The organism is Sandaracinobacteroides saxicola (genome assembly GCF_014117445.1).
Classification (GTDB): Bacteria; Pseudomonadota; Alphaproteobacteria; order Sphingomonadales; family Sphingomonadaceae; genus Sandaracinobacteroides_A; species Sandaracinobacteroides_A saxicola.
In genome coordinates this window covers 2,011,318-2,030,481 of sequence record NZ_CP059851.1, presented here as the reverse complement: position 1 = coordinate 2,030,481, position 19,164 = coordinate 2,011,318, and the positions used below count along the sequence as shown (strand labels likewise).

General features: G+C 68.7%; 20 protein-coding genes. 6 read left to right on the top strand and 14 right to left on the bottom strand.

Going from position 1 to position 19,164, the window contains the following annotated elements; genetic code table 11:
- Positions 1-21 precede the first annotated feature (21 nt).
- Entirely contained in the window at positions 22-477 is a 456-nt protein-coding gene (locus H3309_RS10230; protein WP_182294624.1) for a MarR family winged helix-turn-helix transcriptional regulator, read from the bottom strand.
- Positions 478-534: 57 nt separating this feature from the next.
- Between H3309_RS10230 and H3309_RS10225 the strand changes: the two genes are divergently transcribed.
- Positions 535-1,134: a DUF938 domain-containing protein gene (locus H3309_RS10225; RefSeq protein WP_182294623.1), complete on the top strand. Its 600-nt coding sequence runs from the start codon at positions 535-537 to the stop codon at positions 1,132-1,134.
- Here the strand turns inward: H3309_RS10225 and H3309_RS10220 are convergent.
- The 6 genes from H3309_RS10220 to H3309_RS10195 all read right to left on the bottom strand — a co-directional run bounded on the left by H3309_RS10220 (position 1,125) and on the right by H3309_RS10195 (position 7,258).
- Positions 1,125-1,529 (bottom strand): ACT domain-containing protein, encoded by a 405-nt coding sequence (locus tag H3309_RS10220; RefSeq protein WP_243453684.1) that lies wholly within the window; start codon positions 1,527-1,529, stop codon positions 1,125-1,127. The genes H3309_RS10225 and H3309_RS10220 overlap by 10 nt on opposite strands.
- 7 nt (positions 1,530-1,536) lie before the next feature.
- Positions 1,537-2,208, bottom strand: coding sequence for a transcriptional repressor LexA (lexA, locus tag H3309_RS10215; protein ID WP_182294622.1), 672 nt, complete (start codon positions 2,206-2,208; stop codon positions 1,537-1,539).
- 88 nt (positions 2,209-2,296) lie between these two features.
- On the bottom strand, positions 2,297-3,478 hold the full coding sequence (locus H3309_RS10210; RefSeq protein ID WP_182294621.1) for a molybdopterin molybdotransferase MoeA: 1,182 nt from the start codon (positions 3,476-3,478) through the stop codon (positions 2,297-2,299).
- Positions 3,468-3,935, bottom strand: a complete 468-nt coding sequence (gene moaC, locus H3309_RS10205; RefSeq protein WP_182294620.1) for a cyclic pyranopterin monophosphate synthase MoaC — start codon at positions 3,933-3,935, stop codon at positions 3,468-3,470. The genes H3309_RS10210 and moaC overlap by 11 nt, the downstream gene beginning before the upstream one ends.
- The gene (trpC, locus tag H3309_RS10200) at positions 3,932-4,807 is read right to left on the bottom strand and encodes an indole-3-glycerol phosphate synthase TrpC (RefSeq protein ID WP_182294619.1); all 876 of its coding nucleotides are present in this window, start codon (positions 4,805-4,807) and stop codon (positions 3,932-3,934) included. Before trpC ends, moaC begins: the two co-directional genes overlap by 4 nt.
- 657 nt (positions 4,808-5,464) lie before the next feature.
- Entirely contained in the window at positions 5,465-7,258 is a 1,794-nt protein-coding gene (locus H3309_RS10195; RefSeq protein ID WP_182294618.1) for an ABCB family ABC transporter ATP-binding protein/permease, read from the bottom strand.
- Positions 7,259-7,310: 52 nt separating this feature from the next.
- On the opposite strand from H3309_RS10195, the gene H3309_RS10190 reads away from it, so the two are divergent.
- The 3 genes from H3309_RS10190 to H3309_RS10180 are packed head-to-tail and all read left to right on the top strand — an operon-like array spanning position 7,311 to position 8,681.
- Entirely contained in the window at positions 7,311-7,973 is a 663-nt protein-coding gene (locus tag H3309_RS10190; protein ID WP_182294617.1) for an MBL fold metallo-hydrolase, read from the top strand.
- 36 nt (positions 7,974-8,009) lie between these two features.
- Positions 8,010-8,291 carry an AbrB/MazE/SpoVT family DNA-binding domain-containing protein gene (locus H3309_RS10185; RefSeq protein ID WP_182294616.1) on the top strand — a complete coding sequence of 94 codons (282 nt, stop codon included), beginning with the start codon at positions 8,010-8,012 and terminating at the stop codon, positions 8,289-8,291.
- 3 nt (positions 8,292-8,294) lie between these two features.
- The gene (locus H3309_RS10180) at positions 8,295-8,681 is read left to right on the top strand and encodes a type II toxin-antitoxin system VapC family toxin (RefSeq protein WP_182294615.1); all 387 of its coding nucleotides are present in this window, start codon (positions 8,295-8,297) and stop codon (positions 8,679-8,681) included.
- On the opposite strand, the gene H3309_RS10175 is transcribed toward H3309_RS10180, so the two are convergent.
- On the bottom strand, positions 8,652-9,734 hold the full coding sequence (locus tag H3309_RS10175) for a PA0069 family radical SAM protein (RefSeq protein ID WP_182294614.1): 1,083 nt from the start codon (positions 9,732-9,734) through the stop codon (positions 8,652-8,654). The genes H3309_RS10180 and H3309_RS10175 overlap by 30 nt on opposite strands.
- Positions 9,735-9,801: 67 nt before the next feature.
- Positions 9,802-12,159, bottom strand: coding sequence for a TonB-dependent receptor (locus H3309_RS10170; protein ID WP_182294613.1), 2,358 nt, complete (start codon positions 12,157-12,159; stop codon positions 9,802-9,804).
- Between the two features lie 93 nt (positions 12,160-12,252).
- Here H3309_RS10170 and H3309_RS10165 point away from each other — a divergent pair, with 93 nt between their 5' ends.
- The gene (locus tag H3309_RS10165; protein ID WP_182294612.1) at positions 12,253-12,798 is read left to right on the top strand and encodes a carboxymuconolactone decarboxylase family protein; all 546 of its coding nucleotides are present in this window, start codon (positions 12,253-12,255) and stop codon (positions 12,796-12,798) included.
- A complete protein-coding gene (locus H3309_RS10160) occupies positions 12,798-13,556 on the top strand; it encodes an SDR family NAD(P)-dependent oxidoreductase (RefSeq protein ID WP_182294611.1) in 759 nt (252 codons plus the stop codon). Before H3309_RS10165 ends, H3309_RS10160 begins: the two co-directional genes overlap by 1 nt.
- A gap of 143 nt (positions 13,557-13,699) precedes the next feature.
- Here H3309_RS10160 and H3309_RS10155 read toward each other — a convergent pair whose 3' ends face one another.
- Genes H3309_RS10155 through H3309_RS10135 form a run of 5 tightly spaced genes read right to left on the bottom strand, consistent with a single transcriptional unit; the run spans position 13,700 to position 18,975 of the window.
- Positions 13,700-14,449, bottom strand: a complete 750-nt coding sequence (locus H3309_RS10155; protein WP_182294610.1) for an SDR family oxidoreductase — start codon at positions 14,447-14,449, stop codon at positions 13,700-13,702.
- Positions 14,446-15,735: an MFS transporter gene (locus H3309_RS10150; protein WP_182294609.1), complete on the bottom strand. Its 1,290-nt coding sequence runs from the start codon at positions 15,733-15,735 to the stop codon at positions 14,446-14,448. The genes H3309_RS10155 and H3309_RS10150 overlap by 4 nt, the downstream gene beginning before the upstream one ends.
- Positions 15,732-16,409, bottom strand: coding sequence for a TetR/AcrR family transcriptional regulator (locus H3309_RS10145; RefSeq protein ID WP_182294608.1), 678 nt, complete (start codon positions 16,407-16,409; stop codon positions 15,732-15,734). The genes H3309_RS10150 and H3309_RS10145 overlap by 4 nt, the downstream gene beginning before the upstream one ends.
- The gene (locus H3309_RS10140) at positions 16,406-17,626 is read right to left on the bottom strand and encodes a cytochrome P450 (protein WP_182294607.1); all 1,221 of its coding nucleotides are present in this window, start codon (positions 17,624-17,626) and stop codon (positions 16,406-16,408) included. The genes H3309_RS10145 and H3309_RS10140 overlap by 4 nt, the downstream gene beginning before the upstream one ends.
- Positions 17,623-18,975 (bottom strand): aromatic ring-hydroxylating oxygenase subunit alpha, encoded by a 1,353-nt coding sequence (locus tag H3309_RS10135; RefSeq protein ID WP_182294606.1) that lies wholly within the window; start codon positions 18,973-18,975, stop codon positions 17,623-17,625. The genes H3309_RS10140 and H3309_RS10135 overlap by 4 nt, the downstream gene beginning before the upstream one ends.
- Positions 18,976-19,164: the final 189 nt, after the last annotated feature.

Sequence of the window (19,164 nt, the reverse complement as noted above, 5' to 3'; positions counted from 1 at the left end):
CGCGCTCCTGCTGCGACGGATTTAGTAACCATTGTTACTAAATCCGTCAAGCGCGCTGGCGGCTTGTTGCAGGCGGGCAAGGGTGGCGGTGAGGTGGGCAACGTCGGCCGGGGACAGGCTGGCGAGGAGTTTGCTTTCCATGCGGAGCGCTTCGGGTGCGACGCGGGTGTAGAGCGCGGTGCCCGCGGCGGTAAGGCGGACCCGCCTGGCGCGGCGGTCGGTACCGTCGGTATCGCGGGTGGCGAGCCGGCGTGCGGAGAGGGCGGTGACGGCGCGGGAGATGGTCATCTTGTCCATGGCGGTGCGATCGCACAGTTCGGCCTGGGTGAGGGCGGCATGTTCGGCGAGCACGGCGACGACGCGCCATTCGGGGATTTTCAGGCCGAACTGCGCGTCATAGACGCGGGCGATGGCGGCGCTGACGGCATTGGAGGCCAGCGAGAGGCGGTAGGGCAGGAAATCGTCGAGGCGAAGCATGGGGTGGAGTGTAGGGCATGGGGTTGCCGGCGCCAATGTGCCGACTAGGGTGGGGCCATGAATGCCCTGTCTTCGCCCGCCGCGCTGCGCAACCGGGGCGCGATCCTGGAGGTGATTCGGCCGCTGTTGCCGGCACATGGCCTGGTGCTGGAGGTGGCGTCCGGCACGGGGGAACATGTGGCGCATTTCGCCGCGGCACTGACGGGGTTGCGGTTCCAGCCGAGCGATCCGTCGGACGAGGCGAGGGCTTCGGTAGCGGCGCATTGTGCAGGATTGGCGAATGTGCTGCCGCCCTTGGCGCTGGATGTCGCACTGGCGGATTGGCCGGTGGTGGCAGCGGATGTGATCCTGTGCATCAACATAGTGCACATCAGCCCGTGGGCGGCGACCGAAGGCCTGATGGCGGGCGCGGGGCGGCTATTGCCGGCGGGCGGGCTGTTGCTGCTTTATGGGCCGTTCGTGCGGGACGGGGTGGCGCTGGCGCCGAGCAATGCGGCGTTCGATGCCGACCTGCGGGCGCGGAATGCGCGCTGGGGCTTGCGACGAGTGGCGGATGTGGAAGCCTGCGCTGCGGGCGCGGGACTGCGGTTGGAAGGGGTGGTGGCGATGCCGGCGAACAACCTGACGCTGCTGTTCCGCAAGGGGGTTCAGCCCTGATGCGTTGATTGCAGGCGGTGGAGAATGGCAAGTGCGGTTTCGGCCTGGGTGACGGGCACGAAGATGTGGTCGTGGTGGAAGGCGGCGACCATGTTGCAGGGGATGTGGGCGGCAGCGAGCGCCTGGGCGACGGCGGCGGTGAGTCCGACGCCATCGAGCGCCGAATGGACGGTGAGGGTGATGTACGCCATGACCGGTCCATCAGGGAGGCCGTGGGCGACGGCGATGTCGTGAGGGAGGATCAGGGTTTCGCCCTCAGCCTCCTGAAAGGACCCGATGGCGGCGGCACGCAGGGCCGGATCGGGTGCGGCAAGCGTGGAGAAACGCCAGCGGCCCGGCATGCGCACGGCGTTCATGCCGGCGAGCATGGCCCGCGTCTCGGCAACGGGCGGCACCCGCGTGTCAGTGATAGCGGCGGAGCAGGCCGGCAAGGCGGCCCTGCACCCGGACGCGGCGCGGCGGGTAGATTTGCGGCTGGTAGGCGCTGTTCGCTGGATCGAGCCGGATCAGGCCCTTGTCCCGGTGGAGATATTTGAGCGTGGCTTCGCTGTCGTCGATGAGCGCGACGACGATGTCGCCGTCGCGTGCCTCTTCGGTCTTGCGGATGAGGGCATAGTCGCCGTCGAAGATGCCGGCGTCGATCATCGAATCGCCGCTGACCTCCAGCGCATAATGGTCGCCGCTGCCGAGCAGCATGGCGGGCACCTGCAGCATGGCGCGATCCTCGATCGCCTCGATCGGGGAACCGGCGGCGATGCGGCCGGCCATCGGGATTTCGATGATGTCATTGGCCACCTGGGCGGCGGCGCGGAGGACAGCGCGGCCGGCATCCGCGGCCTTCTGCACGCCGGCCTTCATGGCCTCGGGCAGTTTCACGACCTCCAGCGCGCGGGCGCGGTTGGGCAGGCGGCGCAGGAACTCGCGTTCTTCCAGCGCGCCGATCAGGCGATGGACGCCGGATTTGGACTTGAGTGCCAGCGCTTCCTTCATCTCCTCGAACGAGGGAGAGACGCCGGTTTCGGCAAGGCGATCGTTGATGAACACCAGCAGCTCATGTTGTTTGCGCGTCAGCATAGCGTATCCCTCTGTTACCCACACCTGCACAAGGAACAGTGATGAGACATTAGGGGAACAAAAGCGGGCCTGTCAAGGGGGCAATCATTCAAAGCCGAATGATGTGAACGGCTTCGCCGATCCCGGCGGCGGGGGCGTTTTCGGGGCGGACGATGAGGGCGTCGGCGGTGGCGAGGATGGTCAGCATCGAGCTGTCCTGGCGGGGGGCGGGCGTGACGCCATCGGGGCCGAGGGTGGCGCGCAGATGGTCGCGGCGGTCGCCGTTGGCGGGGAGTGGCGCGGTGAGGCGGGCGGTTTCGGTGAAGGGCAGGGGGTGGGGGTCGCCCGAGAGATGGCGGATGAGCGGCGCGACGAACAGCAGCGCGCAGACGAAGGCGCTGACCGGGTTGCCGGGGAGGCCGATGACGCGGGTGCCGCCGAGCGTGCCGGCGAGCAGGGGCTTGCCGGGTTTGAGGGCGAGCTTCCAGAAATCGAGACGGGCGCCGAGGCCGGTGAGGACGGGGTGGATCAGGTCATGATCGCCGACGCTGGCGCCACCGATGGTCACCAGGATGTCGGCGTCGGCGGATTGGAGGGCCTGGGCGAGCGTTTCGCGGTCGTCGGCGACGATGCCGGCATCCGTTACAATGGCGCCGGTGGCGGTCAGCAGGGCGGCGAGCATGGCGCCGTTGCTGCTGATGATCTGGCCTGGGGCCGGCGTGGTGCCGGGCGGCACCAGCTCGTCCCCGGTGGCGATCAGCGTGACGCGGGGTCGGCAGTGGACGGGCAGCGTGGCATGACCGCCGGCGGCGAGCAGGCCCAGGCGCGCGGGGGTGAGGCGGGTGCCGGCGGGAAGGGCGGGCGCCCCGGCGGCGAAATCGAGGCCGGCGGGGCGGATGTGGGCGCCTGCATGTGCGGGCCCGGAGCGGGTCAGGGTGAGCGTGCCGGCGCTGCTGTGGGTGTCTTCCTGGACGATGACGGTGTCGGCGCCGGCGGGGACGGGGGCGCCGGTGAAGATTCGGAGGCCCTCATGCGGGCCGAGCATGCCTGTCCAGGGGTGGCCGGCAGCGGCCTCTCCCACCACTGACCAGGGGCCGGGCATGTCCTGCCAGCGGATGGCGTAACCGTCCATGGCGCTGGCGGCGAAGGGCGGCTGGGTGAGGCGGAAGGCGAGATCCGCGGCGAGGACGCGATTGGCGGCGTCGGCGAGCGGGACGGTTTCGGCAGGCAGGGGCGGCGTGGCGAGCAGCCTAGCCTGGGCGGCATCGACCGAGAGACGTTCAGGGGGCATGGTAGGTGTCGGATTTGCCGCCTTCCTTCAGGATGAGGCGAATATCGTTGATGATCATGGCCTTGTCGATGGATTTGGCCATGTCGTAGAGGGTGAGGAGGGCGATGCTGACGGCCGTCATCGCCTCCATTTCGACGCCGGTGCCGTGGGTGGTGCCGACCGTGGCCGTGGCCGTGACGCCGGTGTCGGTGAGGCTGAGGTCGAGCGACACGGCGTCCAGCGGCAGCGGATGGCAGAGCGGAATGAGGCCGGCGGTCTGCTTGGCCGCCATGATGCCGGCGATGCGGGCGGTGGCGAGGACGTCGCCCTTCGGGGCGGTGCCGGTGGCGATGGCGGCGCGGGCGGCGGCGGACATGGTGATCGTGCCTCGGGCGATGGCGCGGCGGGCGGTGGCGGGTTTGGAACCGATGTCGACCATATGGGCCTGGCCAGCGGCGTCGAGATGGGTGAGGGTCATGCCGGCTGGCCCCCTCCGCTCGCCTGCGGCGAGTCGCTCCCCCGTGCCGGGGGAGAGCTGCCCCCCACCGCCGCGGCTGCGCCGTGAGTCGCTCCCCCCGCTTCGCAGGGGGAGAGGAGGGTGCGGGTAGCGGCTTCGAGATCGGGTTGGCGCATCAGGCTTTCGCCGACGAGGAAGGTGCGGACGCCGTGATCGGCCATCGCCAGGCAGTCGGCGTGGTTGGCGATGCCGCTTTCGCAGACGAGGAGCACGTTGGGCGGGGTAAGGCTGGCAAGGCGGATCGTGGTTTGAAGATCGACCTCGAAGGTCTTGAGATTGCGGTTGTTGATGCCGATCAGGCGGGTCTTGAGATGGGTAAGGGCGCGGTCCAGTTCGGCTTCGTCATGCACTTCGATAAGGACATCGAGGCCCGCTTCGTGGGCGGCGGCTTCGATGTCGGCCATCTCGTTGTTTTCGAGGGCGGCGACGATGATGAGGATGGCATCGGCGCCGAGCGCGCGGGCTTCGGCGCATTGCCAGGGATCGACCATGAAGTCCTTGCGCAGCACGGGGAGCGGGCAGGCGGCGCGGGCGGCGACGAGATGGTTGTCGTGGCCCTGGAAGTAGCGTTCGTCGGTGAGGACGGAGAGGGCGGTGGCGCCGCCGGCGGTGTAGGCGCGGGCGTGGGCCGGAGGGTCGAAGTCGGCGCGGATCAGGCCTTTGGAAGGACTGGCCTTCTTGATTTCGGCGATCAGGGCCATGGGGGTGGCGGCGCGCAGGGCGGCTTCGAAGCCGCGGGGGGTGCCCGGCGGCGGCAGGTGGCCGAGGCCGCGGGGTTTGCGGGCGGCGACCTGGGTGCGTTTGTGGGCGCAGATCTCGAGAAGTTTGTTCATGGCCCGGCGGGGCGTAGCCGTTGGAGGAAAATTGCGCAGCAATTTTCTGAAACGGCTCGACTCCCGCCGGTGCCTGGCCGGCGTGCGGGCGGCTCGTGGCCGCCCGACACGTCCGACACGCGGGCTTTGCCCGCGCTCTTTTTTCTTCTTTCTTCTTTCTTCTTTCTTCTTTCGCTCTCTTCGCCTCGCCTGCCGCCCGAGTTCGCGCGGCTTGGCCGCGCAGGGGCGATGGTTCGGGGTTGGTGCGGAGGCGCTGGCCCCCTCCGTCAGGCTTTGCCTGACACCTCCCCCGCAAGCGGGGGAGGGGCTTTGGCGCTGGAGCCGATAGTGTGAGCGGAGTGTCGAATGGGCCCCGGGCCCCGGGTCGAGCCCGGGGTGACGGCCCCGGGTCGAGCCCGGGGTGACGGGGTGGAGTGAGGCTGTTGGTTTGTTGCGGGCAGGAAATCTGGAAGGTTTTGCGCAAAAAGTGACAGCCTGAATCAAGGCCTTAGCGATTTCCGGGGTTTTGGGCGGGTTGCGCGGGGTGGCTGTGCGTTGAATGTTGACTCGATAATTCCAATATGGTTATCACGCATGAGCCGATTTGGCAAGCGATTAAAGCGGTAGGAGCGGCTGTCATCACGCGCTTGCCCTCCCTGCGATGCGGCGGAGAGATGTTCAGGCCACATCCTCCGCGGCCTGGCGGGTCCACATTTCGGCGTAGAGGCCGGCGGCTTTGAGGAGGTCGGCGTGGGTGCCGCTCTCGACCACGCGGCCGGCGTCCAGGACGAGGATCTGGTCGGCGTCGGCGATGGTCGACAGGCGGTGGGCGATGATGAGGGTGGTGCGGCGCTGCGCGACGGCGCGCAGCGTGGACTGGATGTCGGCCTCGGTGCGGCTGTCGAGTGCGCTCGTCGCTTCGTCGAGGATCAGGATCGGGGGGTCTTTCAAGAGCGTGCGGGCGATGGCAACGCGCTGCTTCTCGCCGCCCGAGAGCTTCAGGCCGCGTTCGCCGACCATCGACTCATAGCCCCTGGGGAGCGCGGCGATGAAGTCGTGGATGGCGGCGCCCTGCGCCGCGCCGACGATGTCGGCCTGGGTGGCGCCGTCGCGGCCATAGCCGATGTTGTAGCCGATCGTGTCGTTGAAGAGCACGGTATCCTGCGGCACAATGCCGATGGCGGCGCGCAGCGAGGCCTGGGTGATGGTGCGGATGTCCTGGCCATCGATGCGGATGCTGCCGCCGGTGACGTCGTAGAAGCGGAACAGCAGGCGGGCGAGGGTGGATTTGCCGGCGCCCGAGGGACCGACGATGGCGAGCGTGCCGCCGGCGGGGACGGTGAAGCTGAGGTCGTGGAGGATGACGCGGTCGGGATCATAGCCGAAGCGGACATGGTCGAAGCTGATGGTGCCGCCGCGGACGGCGAGGGGGGGTGCATTGGGGGCGTCGCGGACTTCGGCGGGGGTGTCGATGAGGTCGAACATGGCGGCCATGTCGACGAGACCCTGGCGGATGGTGCGATAGACCATGCCGAGCAGATCGAGCGGGCGGAAGAGCTGGGCGAGGAGGGTGTTGACGAGGACGACGTCGCCGGTGGTGAAGCGGCCCTGCGACCAGCCCCAGACGCTGTAGGCCATGGCGCCGGCCATCAGCAGGTTGGTGATGAGCGACTGGCCGATGTTGAGCCAGGCGAGCGAATTTTCCGATTTGACCGCGGCATCGGCATAGCGGCGGGCGACGCGGGCGTAATAGACGGTCTCGCGGTCCTCGGCGCTGAAATATTTGACGGTTTCATAGTTCAGCAGGCTGTCGATGGAGCGGGCGACGGTGGCGGTGTCGAGGTCGTTCATTTCCTCCCGCAGCGCGTTGCGCCAGTCCGTGACCTTTTGCGTGAACAGGATGTAGGCGGCGACCATGACGGCGGTGGCAAGGACGAGTTCGACGCCGAACTTTGTCCAGAAGATGATGGCGACGGCGGCGAGTTCGATGACGGTGGGGGCGATGTTGAAGAGCAGGAAGTAGAGCATGACGTCGATGCTCTTGGTGCCGCGCTCGATCACCTTGGCGACGGCGCCGGTGCGCCGGTTCATGTGGAAGCGCATCGACAGGCGGTGCAGGTGGGCGAAGACATGTTCCGCCAGCTTGCGGGTGGCGTCCTGGCCAACGCGTTCGAACACGGTGTTGCGCAGGTTGTCGAACAGGACGCCAGCGAAACGCGCGCCGGCGTAGGCGACGACGAGCGCGATGGCGAGGCCGGCGGCGGCCTGCATGCCCGGCGCCATGCGGTCGATGGCGCCGGCGTAGAGGAAGCCCATGGAGAGCTGGATCGCCTTTGACAGCAGCACCAGCGCCATGGCGATGACGATGCGGAGTTTCAGGCCCGGGTCGTCGCGCGGCCAGAGATAGGGGAGGAAGCGTTTCAGCGTTCGGAAGTCCGCCGATTCGGTGCTGGCGGGGGCGTCAGGGGGCATGGGCGCTTATGTGGCATTGCGGCGGGGCGGCGGCAATGCCACATGCAGCGGCATGACGAAGCCCCTTCCCCCGATGCAGGCCGTGATCGTGCCCGTGACCCCGTTGCAGCAGAATTGCACGCTGTTGTGGTGCACGAAGACGATGCGCGGGGCGTTCACCGATCCGGGCGGGGACATCGACCATCTGATGAAGGTGGCGAACGAACGGGGCGTGACGATCGAGAAGCTGCTGGTGACGCACGGGCATATCGATCATTGCGGGTTGACGGGCGTGCTGGCGCGGCGGCTGGGGGTGCCGATCGAGGGGCCGCATCCGGAGGATAAATTCTGGATCGACATGGCGCCGGTGGTGGGGGCGCAATATGGCATCGCCGGCGCGGAGGCGTTCACGCCGGACCGCTGGCTGGACGACGGCGACCAGGTGACGGTGGGCGAGCTGGTGCTGGACGTCTATCACTGCCCGGGGCACACGCCGGGGCATGTGGTGTTCCACCATGCGCCGTCGAACCTGGCGATCGTGGGGGATGTGCTGTTCCAGGGCAGCATCGGCCGGACGGATTTTCCGCGCGGCAACCATCAGCAGCTGATCGACAGCATCACCGGCAAGCTGTGGCCGCTGGGGGATGCGACGACCTTCGTGCCGGGGCATGGGGCAGTGAGCAATTTCGGCGCGGAGCGGCGGAACAATCCGTTCGTGGGGGACCATGTGCTGTAGTTGATTTTCGCGGTGGTAAGATGCATCTTACCGGGCATGAACGCGATGACGAAGTTTTCGGTGAAGGGCCAGATCGTGGTGCCCAAGGAGGTGCGCGACGCGCTCGGCTGGAAGGCGGGGACGTCGGTAGAGGTGGTGCAGCGGCCCGATGGGGTGCTGTTGCGGTCTGTGAGGCCGAAGCCGGCCCACGGTGGCATGACGTTCGATGAACGGATCGCGAAGATCCGGGCGATCATCAATTACCAGGGGCCGCCGATTTCCAAGGAAGAATGGAAAGAGTCGATCGGCGAATATTTCCGAACGCGCGACGAGATCTGATTCTTGCGCGCCGTTGATACCAGCGTGTTGGCGCGGGCATTGATGCAGGATGATCCGATTCAGACGCCGCTTGCCATCGAATGGCTGCGTGGCGGCGCCCATGTGCCGATCACGGTACTGTTGGAGCTGGACTGGGTGTTGCGGTCGCGGATGGCGATGAAGCGGGAGGCGGTGGCCGACACGCTGGAAGGGTTGCTGGATTTGCCGGGGATAGTTGTCGATGTGCCGGACCTGGTGCGGTGGGCGATTGGCAAAAGCCGGGTGGGTGCCGATCTGGCGGACATGCTGCATCTGGTGGCGGCGAGGCAATGCGAAAGTTTTGCGACCTTCGACAGGGATTTCGCGCGTCGTGCCGAGGGGTCACCGGTGCGGGTCGAACTGATCGAATAGGCCGGGTTGCCGGGGGTCGGCCGCGGGTTTGACGAACAGGTCGGTGCGGAGGTCCCAGCTGCGCGGCAGGAGGCCGTGGCGGCGGCGGGCGGCGGCGAGGCGGGCGCTGTGCAGGCGGGCCCATTCGCCGTCCGGCCGGAAGCGGTGGGTGAAGCGGGGGTCGTTCAGCTTGCCGCCGCGCATGGCGCGGATGGCGTTCAGGATCTTGGCCTTGCGGTTGGGCTGGTGGATGTCGAGCCATGCCTCGAAAAGGGGCGCGACCTCGTGCGGCAGTCGGATGGGGATCGACACGGCGGCGGTGGCGCCGGCCGCGGCACCGGCGGCGACGAGGGATTCCAGTTCATGGTCATTGAGGCCGGGGATGACCGGGCTGATCGAGATGCAGGTGGGGACGCCGGCGGCGCTGAGCGCCCGCAGCGCGGCGAGGCGGCGGTGCGGGGCGGAGGCGCGGGGCTCCATGGCGCGGGCGAGCCTGGGCTCGAGCGTGGTGATCGAGAGCATGACCATGGCGAGGCGGTCGGCGGCCAGGCTGGCGAGGACGGGCAGGTCATCGAGGATGCGGGCGGATTTGGTGGTGATGCTGACGGGGTGGTGGGTTTCGCGGCACAGCGCCAGGACGGCGCGGGTGATGCGGAAGCGGGCCTCGATCGGCTGGTACGGGTCGGTGTTGGTGCCCATGGCGAGGACGGCGGGGGTATAGGCGGGTTTTGCGAATTCGGCGCGGAGCAGGGCGGCGGCACCGGGTTTGGCGAACAGGCGGCTTTCGAAATCGAGGCCGGGGGAGAGGCCGTGGAAGGCGTGGGTGGGGCGGGCGAAGCAATAGACGCAGCCATGTTCGCAGCCGCGATAGGCGTTCAGCGAGCGGTCGAAGGGAATGTCCGGCGACCGGTTGCGGGTGATGATGATGCGGGGATGTTCGACGGTGACGGTGGTGCGCAGGGGCGGCAGGTCCTCGTGGGCGTCGGCATGGTCGCGCCAGTCGCCGTCGGGCGTGCGGGCGGGATCGTCGAAGCGGGTGGAGAGGGCGTTGGTGGGCGCACCGCGGGTTGGCATGAGGGGAACATAGCAGGAACATCTGGCATGAGCCAGCCTGACGGCACGGGTTCTCCCGGATGCTTTCTCAGTAGCGCAGTTGCAGCTCGACCCCCCAGGTCCGGGGTGCCGAGACGGTGGAGAAATCGACGAGGCTGTTGGTGAAGCTGGCGATGTTGACACGGTCCGACAGGTTCTTGCCGAAGACCGTCACGCGGTAGCGGTCGTTCTTCGGCCCGCCGAAGCCGATCTGGGCCGAGGCGTCGAAGGTCCAGGTTGCCGGAATGAGGCCGCGGGCGGAGTTGAAGAACTCGACATATTGGCTGGAGGCGTAGCGGGCCTGGCCGTTGATGCTGAAGGTCGCCTCGCCGAGGTCGGCGGTGAAGGTGGGGATGATCGACGCGGTGACCTTGGGCGCGCGGCGCAGGCGCAGGTTCGAGAGGTCGGCAGCGATCAGCGTGCCCGCCGGCTGGCCGGGGACGGAGACATATTGGCCGGAGCCGAGGAAGCCGCTGTAGCGGGTGTATTTGGCATCGAGAAGCCCGAGCGAGGCATCGAGGCGGAACATGTCGACGGGGAGCGCCGAGAGTTCGAATTCCAGGCCGCGCAGGCGCGCGCGGGCGACGTTGCGGACGGTGGTGGAGGTGAAGGTGGGCGGCGGGCCAGGTTCGATTGCCTCCTCCTGCTTGTCGCGATAGTCGTTCCAGAAGGCGGCGGCGTTGAGGCGCAGGCGGCCGTCCAGCCAGTCGCTTTTCACCCCGGCCTCGTAGGCGTTGATGGTTTCGGGGTTGAAGGGGGTGGTGACGTCGGGGACGGTGCCGGCGCGGGCGGAGAAGCCGCCGGCGTTGTAGCCGCGCGAGTAGCTGACGTAGAGCAGCAGGTCGGGCGTGGGTTTCCAGTTGAGGATGACGCGCGGGGTGAATTGCGTCCAGCCCTTGCTGGCGCCGCCGCTGCTGGTGAGCGGGCGGGTGGGGATGGCGCCTTCCAGCACGGAGTAAGGCGCACCGGGGGCGCGGGCGGCACCGAAGAAGGCGGTGTCGATCGTCTTGTGATCCCAGTTGACGCGGGCGCCCAGTGACAGGGTGAGCGTGTCGGCGAGTTTCCAGTCGGCCTGGCCGAACAGGGCGACGGTGCGGGCGCTGTGCCGGTCCTCGTCGCCGGAGCCGTTGGCGTAGAGCAGGCCGAGCGGCAGCGGGGCGCCGGTCATGGCGAGGTCGAGCTTGATCGCCTGTTCCAGGCGATACTGGCTCTCGAAATAGAAGACGCCGCCAACGAGCGAGAGGGCATCGCCGGCATTGTACGCCAGCCGGGCTTCGCCGGAGAGCTGGTGGTAATCCTGCCCGCGATAGACATTGAAGACCGTGCGTTCGGTGCCGTCGAAATCGATGTAGACCTTTTCCTTCGATTGGCGCCAGCCGAAGACGGTTTCCAGCCGCAGGCTGTCGGTGAGGTCGAGATTGCCCTGGACGGTGAGCGCATCGAGGCTGCTCTTCTGGAAATGCGCGTCGGTGGCGAAGGAGCGCCGGTCGTTGGGGTTGTCGCAGCGTCCGCCGCGCAGGCAGAGCAGGTCGGGGCCGAAGCCGGGGGTGATGGTGGCGGGGACGGGGAAGACCGTCTGGGTGATGCGCAGCGCCGGCAGCGGATCGAGGGTGGTGATGTTGCGCGGGATGTAGGGGACGAGCTGGCTGTCGTCTTTCTGGTGGTCGTAGGTGACGATGAGCTCGCCGCGGTCGGCCTTGACCATGACCGTGCCGGAGACGCCCCAGCGGTCCTTGGCGCCGGTGGCGCCGCCGGCGCCGTTGGCATAGACGCCGTCGTCCTTCAGGATGAAGCCGCTGAGTTTCGCGCTGACGATATTGCCGATGGGGATGTTGAGCACGCCGGTGAGGTCGCGGCGGTCGTGGCTGCCCAGCGTGCCGCGCAGGCGGATGCCGAACTCCCCGGTGGGGCGGGTGCGGAAGGCGTTGATGGCGCCGCCGGTGGTGTTGCGGCCGAACAACGTGCCCTGCGGGCCGCGCAGGACCTCCACCCGTTCCAGGTCGAAGCTGTCGAGCAGGTTGAAGGCAGAGGTGCCGAGATAGACGCCGTCGATGAACACGCCGACGGCGGGGTCGAAGCTCTTCTCAGGATCCTGGCTGTTGACGCCGCGCAGGCTGATCTGGCTCATCGAGGGGCCGATCGAGACCTCGGTGAGGACGAGGTTGGGGACGGCGCCGGTGATGTCGCGGATGTCGCGGGCGTTCAGCCGTTCCAGCGTGACCTGGTCGAGCGCGGAGACGGCGATGGGCACGTCCTGCACCGCCTGCGCGCGTTTCTGCGCGGTGACGACGATATCTTCGAGCGCAGGAGCGGCGGCGGTCTGCGCCAGCAGCGGCGCGGTGGTGGTGGCGAGCAGGCCGGCGAGCAGCAGGCGGCCGACGGGATATTCGCGGGCGGGATGATGCATGGAAACCTCCCCTTAGTATTTTTTACAAGCCTGTATAGAAAATCCGTTGCTGTCAAGGCCCCGGCGTGGCACTCAACCGGCGGGAGAAGAGCCATGCCACCACGCCTGCCGCCGCTGACCGATGAGGAGCTGCCGGACAGCGTGCGGCCGATCCTGGAGCGCTGGCCCTATCGCCTGCACCGGACGCTGGCGCACGCGCCCGACACGCTGGTGGCCTGGTTGCCCTGGGCCGAACATGTGCTGCTGAAGAATGCGATGCCGGCGCGGGAGCGCGAGCTGGCGATCCTGCGCGTGGCGGTGAATGCGCGCTGCGATTACGAATGGGGCCTGCATGCGCGGCTGTCGCGGCAGCTGGGGGTGGCGGAGGACGATATTGCGCGGGTGCCGCACGGGCCCGACGCGGCGGGGTGGGACGCGGACGATGCGGCGATCCTGCGGGCGGTGGATGAGATGATGGCGGACAGCCGGGTGAGCGACGCGACCTGGGCGGTGCTGGCCGCGCGCTGGAGCCGGCAGCAGCTGGTCGATCTGCTCTATGTCACCGGGCAGTTCATGACGGTGGCGCTGCTGCTGAACAGTTTGGGCGTTCAGCCGGAGGACGGTGTGCCGGGATTGCCCGCGGGATTTGGGAGGGACTGATGGAGCTGGGGCTGGCGGGCAAGCGCGCGGTCATCACTGGGGCGACGAAGGGGCTGGGGCTGCGCATCGCGCGGCTGCTGCTGGCGGAGGGGTGCGATCTGGCCTTTTGCGCGCGGACGGCGGCGGGCGTGGAAGAGGCGACGGCGGACTTCGCGGCGTCCGGCCGGCGGGTGCGCGGCTGGGTGTGCGATGTGCGCGATGCCGACGCCTACCGCGGTTTTCTGGAGGAGGCCGTGGACTGGCTGGGCGGGGTGGATGCCTTCATCCCCAATGTCTCGGCGAAGGGCGGATTGACGGGCGAGGCGCAGTGGCAGGCGAATTTCGAGGTCGACCTGCTGGGCGCGGTGCGGGGGATGGAGATTATCGGGCCACAGTTGGTGGCGAGCCGGGGCGCGGCGCTGTTCATGGTGACGACCGCGGCGATCGAGCATTTCCCGGTGGTGCAGCCTTATAATGTGATGAAGGCGACGCTGATCGTCTATGCCAAGCAACTTTCGCAGACCCTGGGGGCGAAGGGCGTGCGGGTAAACTGCATCTCGCCGGGCAGCATCCTCTATCCGGGCAGCAACTGGGAGAAGGCGCGCGACGCGAACCCGGCCTTTTTCGAGGGCATCCGCACGAGTATTCCGGAAGGGCGGCTGGGGACGGCCGAAGAAGTGGCGAATGTGGCGGTGTTCCTGCTGTCACCGGCGGCGAGCTGGATCAACGGCGAGAATGTGATTATCGATGGCGGCCAGACGAAGCGGGTGCATTATTGAGAGACCGTTTGAGAAATTGCTCAGGCCGACGGCGAGAACGTTGATTTGCGAGCACCGAAGCGCAGCGGCCTTAAGGGTCGTGAGCATCGGAGCACAGGAAATCGGCGTTCGCAGCCCGGCATGGGCGATTTCTCAAACGGTCTCTAAATCGTCGCGCCTGCGTCCACGGGGAGGTCGATGCCGGTGATCATGGCGCTGTCGTCGGAGAGCAGGAAGAGGGCGGCGGCGGCGACGTCTTCGGGCTGGATCAGGCGGTTCATGGCGGTGGCGAGGGGGTGGGCGGCGATGCGGCGGGCGCGGGCCTGGGGGTCGTTCGCCAGGTTGGCGGCCATCATCGGGGTTTCGGTGCTGCCGGGGTGGAGGGCGTTGACGCGGATGCGATGACCGCGTTCGGCGCAGTGCAGGGCGGTGCTTTTGGTGAGCGCGATCAGCGCGGCCTTGGCGGCGGCATAGGCGGGGAGTTGGGATTTCGGGCGCAGGCCGAGGGTGGAGCCGATGTTGAGGATGGCGGCGCTGGCGCCGGCCGGCGCGGCGGCGCGGCGCAGCGCCGGCAGCATGGCGCGGGTGCCGAGGTAGATGCTGTCGGCGTTCACGGACTGGAAGCGGCGCCATTGCGCGGGCGTCAGCGTCTCGATGTCGGCAAAGCCGCTGATGGCCGCGTTGTTCACCAGGCCGTGCAGGGTGGCGATGCGGGTGGCGGTGGCGGCCCAGTCGGCCTCCTTGGACACATCGAGCAGCAGCGGGGTGCCGCCGGTTTCGCCGGCGAGCGCGGTGCAATCGACGATGTCGGCGAGCCACAGCATGGCGCCTTCGGCGGCGCAGCGGCGGGCGATGGCGGCGCCGATGCCGCCGGCGGCACCGGTGATGAGGATGGTTCTGCCGGCGAGCTTCACCCGCGCACCGCACGGTAGGCGGCGAGGCCGCGCCAGAGCAGCAGGAAGGCGAGCGGCGTGGTGACGGCGGCAACCAGCGCGAGCGAGTAGCGCACGCCGTCCGGCGTGGTGAACAGCGTGTCGGAGAGCAGGCCGACGATCACCGGGCCCAGGCCAAGGCCGACGGCATTGATGGTGAGCATGTAGCTGGCGCTCACCTGCCCGCGCAGTTCGTTCGGCGTGATGAGCGCGATGGCGGTGCCGGCCATCGGGAAGGGCATGGTGCCGAAGGGGACGGAGAGCAGCAGGACGGCGAGCGCGAGGTTGGCGCTGGGCATCAGCGGGCTGAGGATGGAGAGCAGCCCGCCGGCGAGGCCGGCCCACGCGGCGACGCGCAGCGGCGCGTCGGTGACGCCGCGCGCGGTCAGCGCGTCGCACCAGCGGCCGGCGACGAGGACGCCGAGCGGTCCGAGGATCAGATAGCCGAGGCCGATCCACAGGCCGATTTCCTTCGGCGACCAGCCGAAGCTGCGGATGAAGAAGGCCGGCGTCCAGACCGCGGCGGCGTAGCTGCCGAAGGTGACGGCGGCGAAGCTGGCGAACAGCGGCACGAGCACGGCGCGGCGGGCGTGGAGGTGGGCCAGCACCTGGCGGAAGGGCAGGCTGTCCGGCCGGGTGCGGCCGGTGCGCGGTGGCTCGGGGAGCAGCAGCAGCAGCGGCGCCAGCAACAGGCCGGGCAGCGCCACCAGGATGAAGACGCGGTGCCAACCTTCGAGATCGGCGAGGAAGGGCACGCCCGACCAGTCGGCAGCGCTGACCCAGCCGATGGCGGTGCCGCCGGCGACATAAGCGAGGCCGATGCCGATGAAGGCGGTCATGGTGAAGGCGGACATGGCGCGGCCGAGCTGTTCGGGCGGGAACAGGTCGCTGATGAGGGAATAGGCGGCGGGCACCAGGCTCGCCTCCCCGGCGCCGACGCCGATGCGGGCGAGGAAGAGCTGGGTGTAGCTGCGGGCGAGACCGGAAAGCAGCGAGAAGAGGCTGAAGACGAAGACGCCGCCGGCGATGATGAAGCGGCGCGGCCGGCTGTCCACCAGGCGCCCCAGCGGCACGGCGGCGAGCGTGTAGAACAGGCCGAAGGCGAGGCCCTGGAGCGCGCCAAACTGCGTGTCGCTGATCTGGAGGTCGCGCTGGATCGGGCCGACCAGCAGGTTGATGATGATGCGGTCGAGATAGGAGAGGATGTTGGCGGCGGCGAGCAGGGCGACCGCGGTCCAGGCCAGCCGTGCCGGGGGGAAGCCGGTCAATCGCCGTCTCCGGTGGCGAGGGTGCGGGCGAGCAGCGCCTTGCCTTCCCGGCTGGAGGCGAGAAGTTTCAGGAAGCGGCGCAGCGCCTCCACACGTTCGGCGCGGTTCTGGATGATGCCGTCCTGCTGCATCACGCCCTCCGCCAGAAACCGGACGATGTCGCGGCGCAGGTCGAAGGCGGGGTTTTCGGCGACGGCGCTGGGGAAGATGCTGAGCGCGGCCTGGCGACGGGCGGCGTCGAAGGCGGCCATGGCGGGGCGGACGATGGCGGCCAGCTCGGGATCGGAGCGGGCGGCGAGCGACAGTTCGGTGAAGGCGGCGAATTCCGGCAGCTTCAGCTGGTCCCAGGCGAGGTCGATGGCGCGGGCGAGGAAGTCCTGGTCGTGCGGGATGTCGCGCACGGCATCGGCGTAGATTTCGATGCGGCGGCGCGTGATGTGCTGCACCAGGGCCGTGACGAGGTCGAGCCGCGAGCCGAAGTGATAGAGCATGGCGGCGCGGGTAAGGCCGGCGCGCTCGGCAACGAGCGGGGTCGAGAGCTTCTTGTAGCCATAGTCGGCGAGGATCTGCATGCCGGCGTCGAGGATGCGGCGGCGGGTCTCGCCGCTCTTGCGAAACTCGCCTTCTTCCACGCTGGTGGGATCGGGGATGGCGGAAAGCAGGCGGGCGGTCATGCGAAGACGAGCGGCAGCGCGGTGAGGCCGCGATGGTGGAAATGGGTGCGGAAGGGCAGGCTTTCGGGATCGGTGGCGAGGGTGACGCCGGCGAAGCGGTCGAGGAGCGCGTTCAGCGCGATCGCGAGTTCGAGGCGGGAGAGCGCGGCGCCGACGCAGAAATGCAGGCCCATGCCGAAGGCGAGGTGCGGCGGGCCGCCCCGGCGTTCGGGAAGCGGACGGTCGCTGTCCGGCCCCCAGACGGCGGGGTCGCGGTTGGCGGCGGCGAAGCGGACATGAAGGAGCGTGCCGGCGGGGATGGCGTGGCCGCCGAGGCTTGTGTCGGCGGTGGCGCGGCGGAACTGGCCCTGGATCGGGCTGTCGAGGCGCAGCACCTCCTCGACGAAGCCGGGGATGAGGGCACGGTCGGCGGCGAGGCGGTTCCACAGCGCGGGGTCGCGGGCAAGGCGGAGCAGGGCGAAGCCGATGGTGGCGGTGGTGGTCTCGTTGCCGGCGACCAGCAGCTGGGTGAGGATGGAGAGCAGTTCGCCGGGTTCGAGCGGGCGGTCATCGAGCCGGGCGTTGGCGAGGGCGGAGAGCGCATCGTCCGTAGGGGTGGTGCGGCGGGTCTCGACCTCGGCCATCATCGCGCGGTGGCAGGCGAGCGTCAGGTGCGCGATCTCGATGGCGCGGGCATCGTCGGTGAGGAAGCCGATCTCGTCGGCGAAGGCGTCCGACCAGCTTTTCAGCTGGTCGTCGCCATGATGGCGCATGCCGAGCAGCTCGCCGATGACGGCAATGGGCAGCGGCACGGCGAGGGCCGGGATGGCATCGACGCTTTTGCCTGGCGCGATGGCGGCGAGGAGTTGGGCGGTGCGGGCGCGGATGAAGGGTTCGATGGCGCGCATGGCGCGCGGCGCGAAGAAGGGCATCACCAGCTTGCGATAGGCGTCGTGGCTGGGGGCGTCATTGTGGCTGAGGGTTGGGGCGAGCGGCCAGCCCTGGGCACGGATCTCCGCCACTTCCGGCGGCAGGCCACCGGCACGCATGCCGGCGCGGTCGACGGCGCTGGAGAAGCGGGCGGGGTCGCGCATCACCTGCGAAGCGAGCGCATGGCCGAGGACGAAGACGACGCCGGTGTCGGGCTCGCGCCACAGGGGGCCCGCTTCGCGCATGGCGGCATAGGCAAGGTGGGGCGCGCGCATGAAGCCGGGCGCGCGCGGGTCGGCGATGGTCATGCCGCCATGAACCGGTCGAGCATGGCGTGGAAATGGCGGATGCGCGCCTCTTGATAAAGGCCGGTGTTGGGGCCGGCGGTGCGCATGGTCTTCAGGCCCTTTTGCAGCGCGGCGAGGTTGCTCTGATCCTCGTCGAACACGGCGGCGAAGCCACCGAGCTCGGCAGCGACACGGTGGCTCTGGTCCGCGCCCACGATGGTCGGCTCGCGCGCCACGGCGGGGGTCTTGCCGGGCGCATGGGGAACGACGAACATGATTTCCATGGTGCAGCGGCCGGGGTCGTCGCCGTCGGGCAGGAAGCGATAAACGAGATAGCTGCCCCAGCCGGCCCAGATCACCAGGTTGGGGAAGACATGGTACTGGATGGTGTCGAGCAGCTCGCAATCGGTGGCATCCGCGACGTCGAGGCCGTCGGCCAGCAGCGCGCGGCGGCGGAGGTCACCCATGGCGGCGCGGGCGCTGCTGCCGGCGGGAAAGGGCACGCTGTCGGCCCCATCGCCCAGCGCCGGGCGCAGGCTGGCGCGGAACACCGCCTCGTCGGTCATGGCCGGCAAATTGGGGCTGGCCAGCCCGCGCGGCGAGATCATGCGGGTATGGCGGCCATCCCGCCAAACGTCATATTGGGTATTGGCGTCGGCGAGGTAGGGGGCGGCGGTGCGGTGGGTCTCGGTGACGTGGAAGCTTTCGATGAAGGCTTCCAGCGCGACCTTCCAGTTGCAGCGATGATGCTTGCGGACGTGGACGGTCTTGACCCGGTCGGCGAGCGACCAGCCGCGGGTGGCGTAGTGCGCCGGCAGCAATTCGAGGAAGGTTTCGAAGGCTTCGGGGGCCGGCGAGGGGTTGACGAAGATGAAGCCGCCCCAGCGGCCGACGGCGACCTGCGGCAGGGTGAAGGCGGCGGGGTCGACATGGGCGAAATCCCAGCCGTTGACCAGCGCCTGGCAGCGGCCGTCGAGCGCCCAAGTGAAGCCGTGGAAGGGGCAGCGGAACTCGTGGGCGTGACCGTCGGCCTCCCTTAAAAGCCGGCCGCGGTGCAGGCAGGCGTTGACATGGGCATGGATGGCGTTGGGCGCGGTGCGGACGACGATGAGGCTGGTGTCGCCGGCCTGATAAAGGATGTAGTCGCCGGTTTCTGGGATGTCTTCTTCCCGGCAGGCCATCTGCCAGCAGCGGCTCCACAGCTGTTGCCGTTCGCGGGCCGCGAAACCGGGGTCGGTATAGCGCGTGCGGTCGATGGTGGCGGGCGCGACGACGGCGTCGCCGGTTTCGCGCAGCACGGGCGGCACGGGGCGGGTTTCGGCATTGAGCATGCCCTGCACGTCGGGGGCGGGCGCTCCGGCGGGTCTCATGCCGATTTTTTAGCATGGCTGTCAGAAAATGCAAGCGGCCGCCGGGGATCGGCTTCGTCGCCGAGGTGGTCGGGCGGTGGGGACTGGCTGCCCTCCGGAACGGGCCTGACCGACCGAGGGCGGGATGCGCCAGGTCATCGGCGGGGAACTTTGGCGGGCCTGAACCGTTTGTGAATTGTCGTCGCCGGT

Coding starts and splice junctions, on each gene's coding strand:
- H3309_RS10165 (WP_182294612.1), top strand. CDS start 12,253: ATGCCACCACGCCTGCCGCCGCTGACCGATGAGGAGCTGCCGGACAGC.
- H3309_RS10135 (WP_182294606.1), bottom strand. CDS start 18,975: ATGAGACCCGCCGGAGCGCCCGCCCCCGACGTGCAGGGCATGCTCAAT.
- moaC (WP_182294620.1), bottom strand. CDS start 3,935: ATGACCCTCACCCATCTCGACGCCGCTGGCCAGGCCCATATGGTCGAC.
- lexA (WP_182294622.1), bottom strand. CDS start 2,208: ATGCTGACGCGCAAACAACATGAGCTGCTGGTGTTCATCAACGATCGC.
- H3309_RS10190 (WP_182294617.1), top strand. CDS start 7,311: ATGACGAAGCCCCTTCCCCCGATGCAGGCCGTGATCGTGCCCGTGACC.
- H3309_RS10140 (WP_182294607.1), bottom strand. CDS start 17,626: ATGACCATCGCCGACCCGCGCGCGCCCGGCTTCATGCGCGCGCCCCAC.
- H3309_RS10210 (WP_182294621.1), bottom strand. CDS start 3,478: ATGCCCCCTGAACGTCTCTCGGTCGATGCCGCCCAGGCTAGGCTGCTC.
- trpC (WP_182294619.1), bottom strand. CDS start 4,807: ATGAACAAACTTCTCGAGATCTGCGCCCACAAACGCACCCAGGTCGCC.
- H3309_RS10195 (WP_182294618.1), bottom strand. CDS start 7,258: ATGCCCCCTGACGCCCCCGCCAGCACCGAATCGGCGGACTTCCGAACG.
- H3309_RS10230 (WP_182294624.1), bottom strand. CDS start 477: ATGCTTCGCCTCGACGATTTCCTGCCCTACCGCCTCTCGCTGGCCTCC.
- H3309_RS10225 (WP_182294623.1), top strand. CDS start 535: ATGAATGCCCTGTCTTCGCCCGCCGCGCTGCGCAACCGGGGCGCGATC.
- H3309_RS10185 (WP_182294616.1), top strand. CDS start 8,010: ATGAACGCGATGACGAAGTTTTCGGTGAAGGGCCAGATCGTGGTGCCC.
- H3309_RS10175 (WP_182294614.1), bottom strand. CDS start 9,734: ATGCCAACCCGCGGTGCGCCCACCAACGCCCTCTCCACCCGCTTCGAC.
- H3309_RS10145 (WP_182294608.1), bottom strand. CDS start 16,409: ATGACCGCCCGCCTGCTTTCCGCCATCCCCGATCCCACCAGCGTGGAA.
- H3309_RS10170 (WP_182294613.1), bottom strand. CDS start 12,159: ATGCATCATCCCGCCCGCGAATATCCCGTCGGCCGCCTGCTGCTCGCC.
- H3309_RS10160 (WP_182294611.1), top strand. CDS start 12,798: ATGGAGCTGGGGCTGGCGGGCAAGCGCGCGGTCATCACTGGGGCGACG.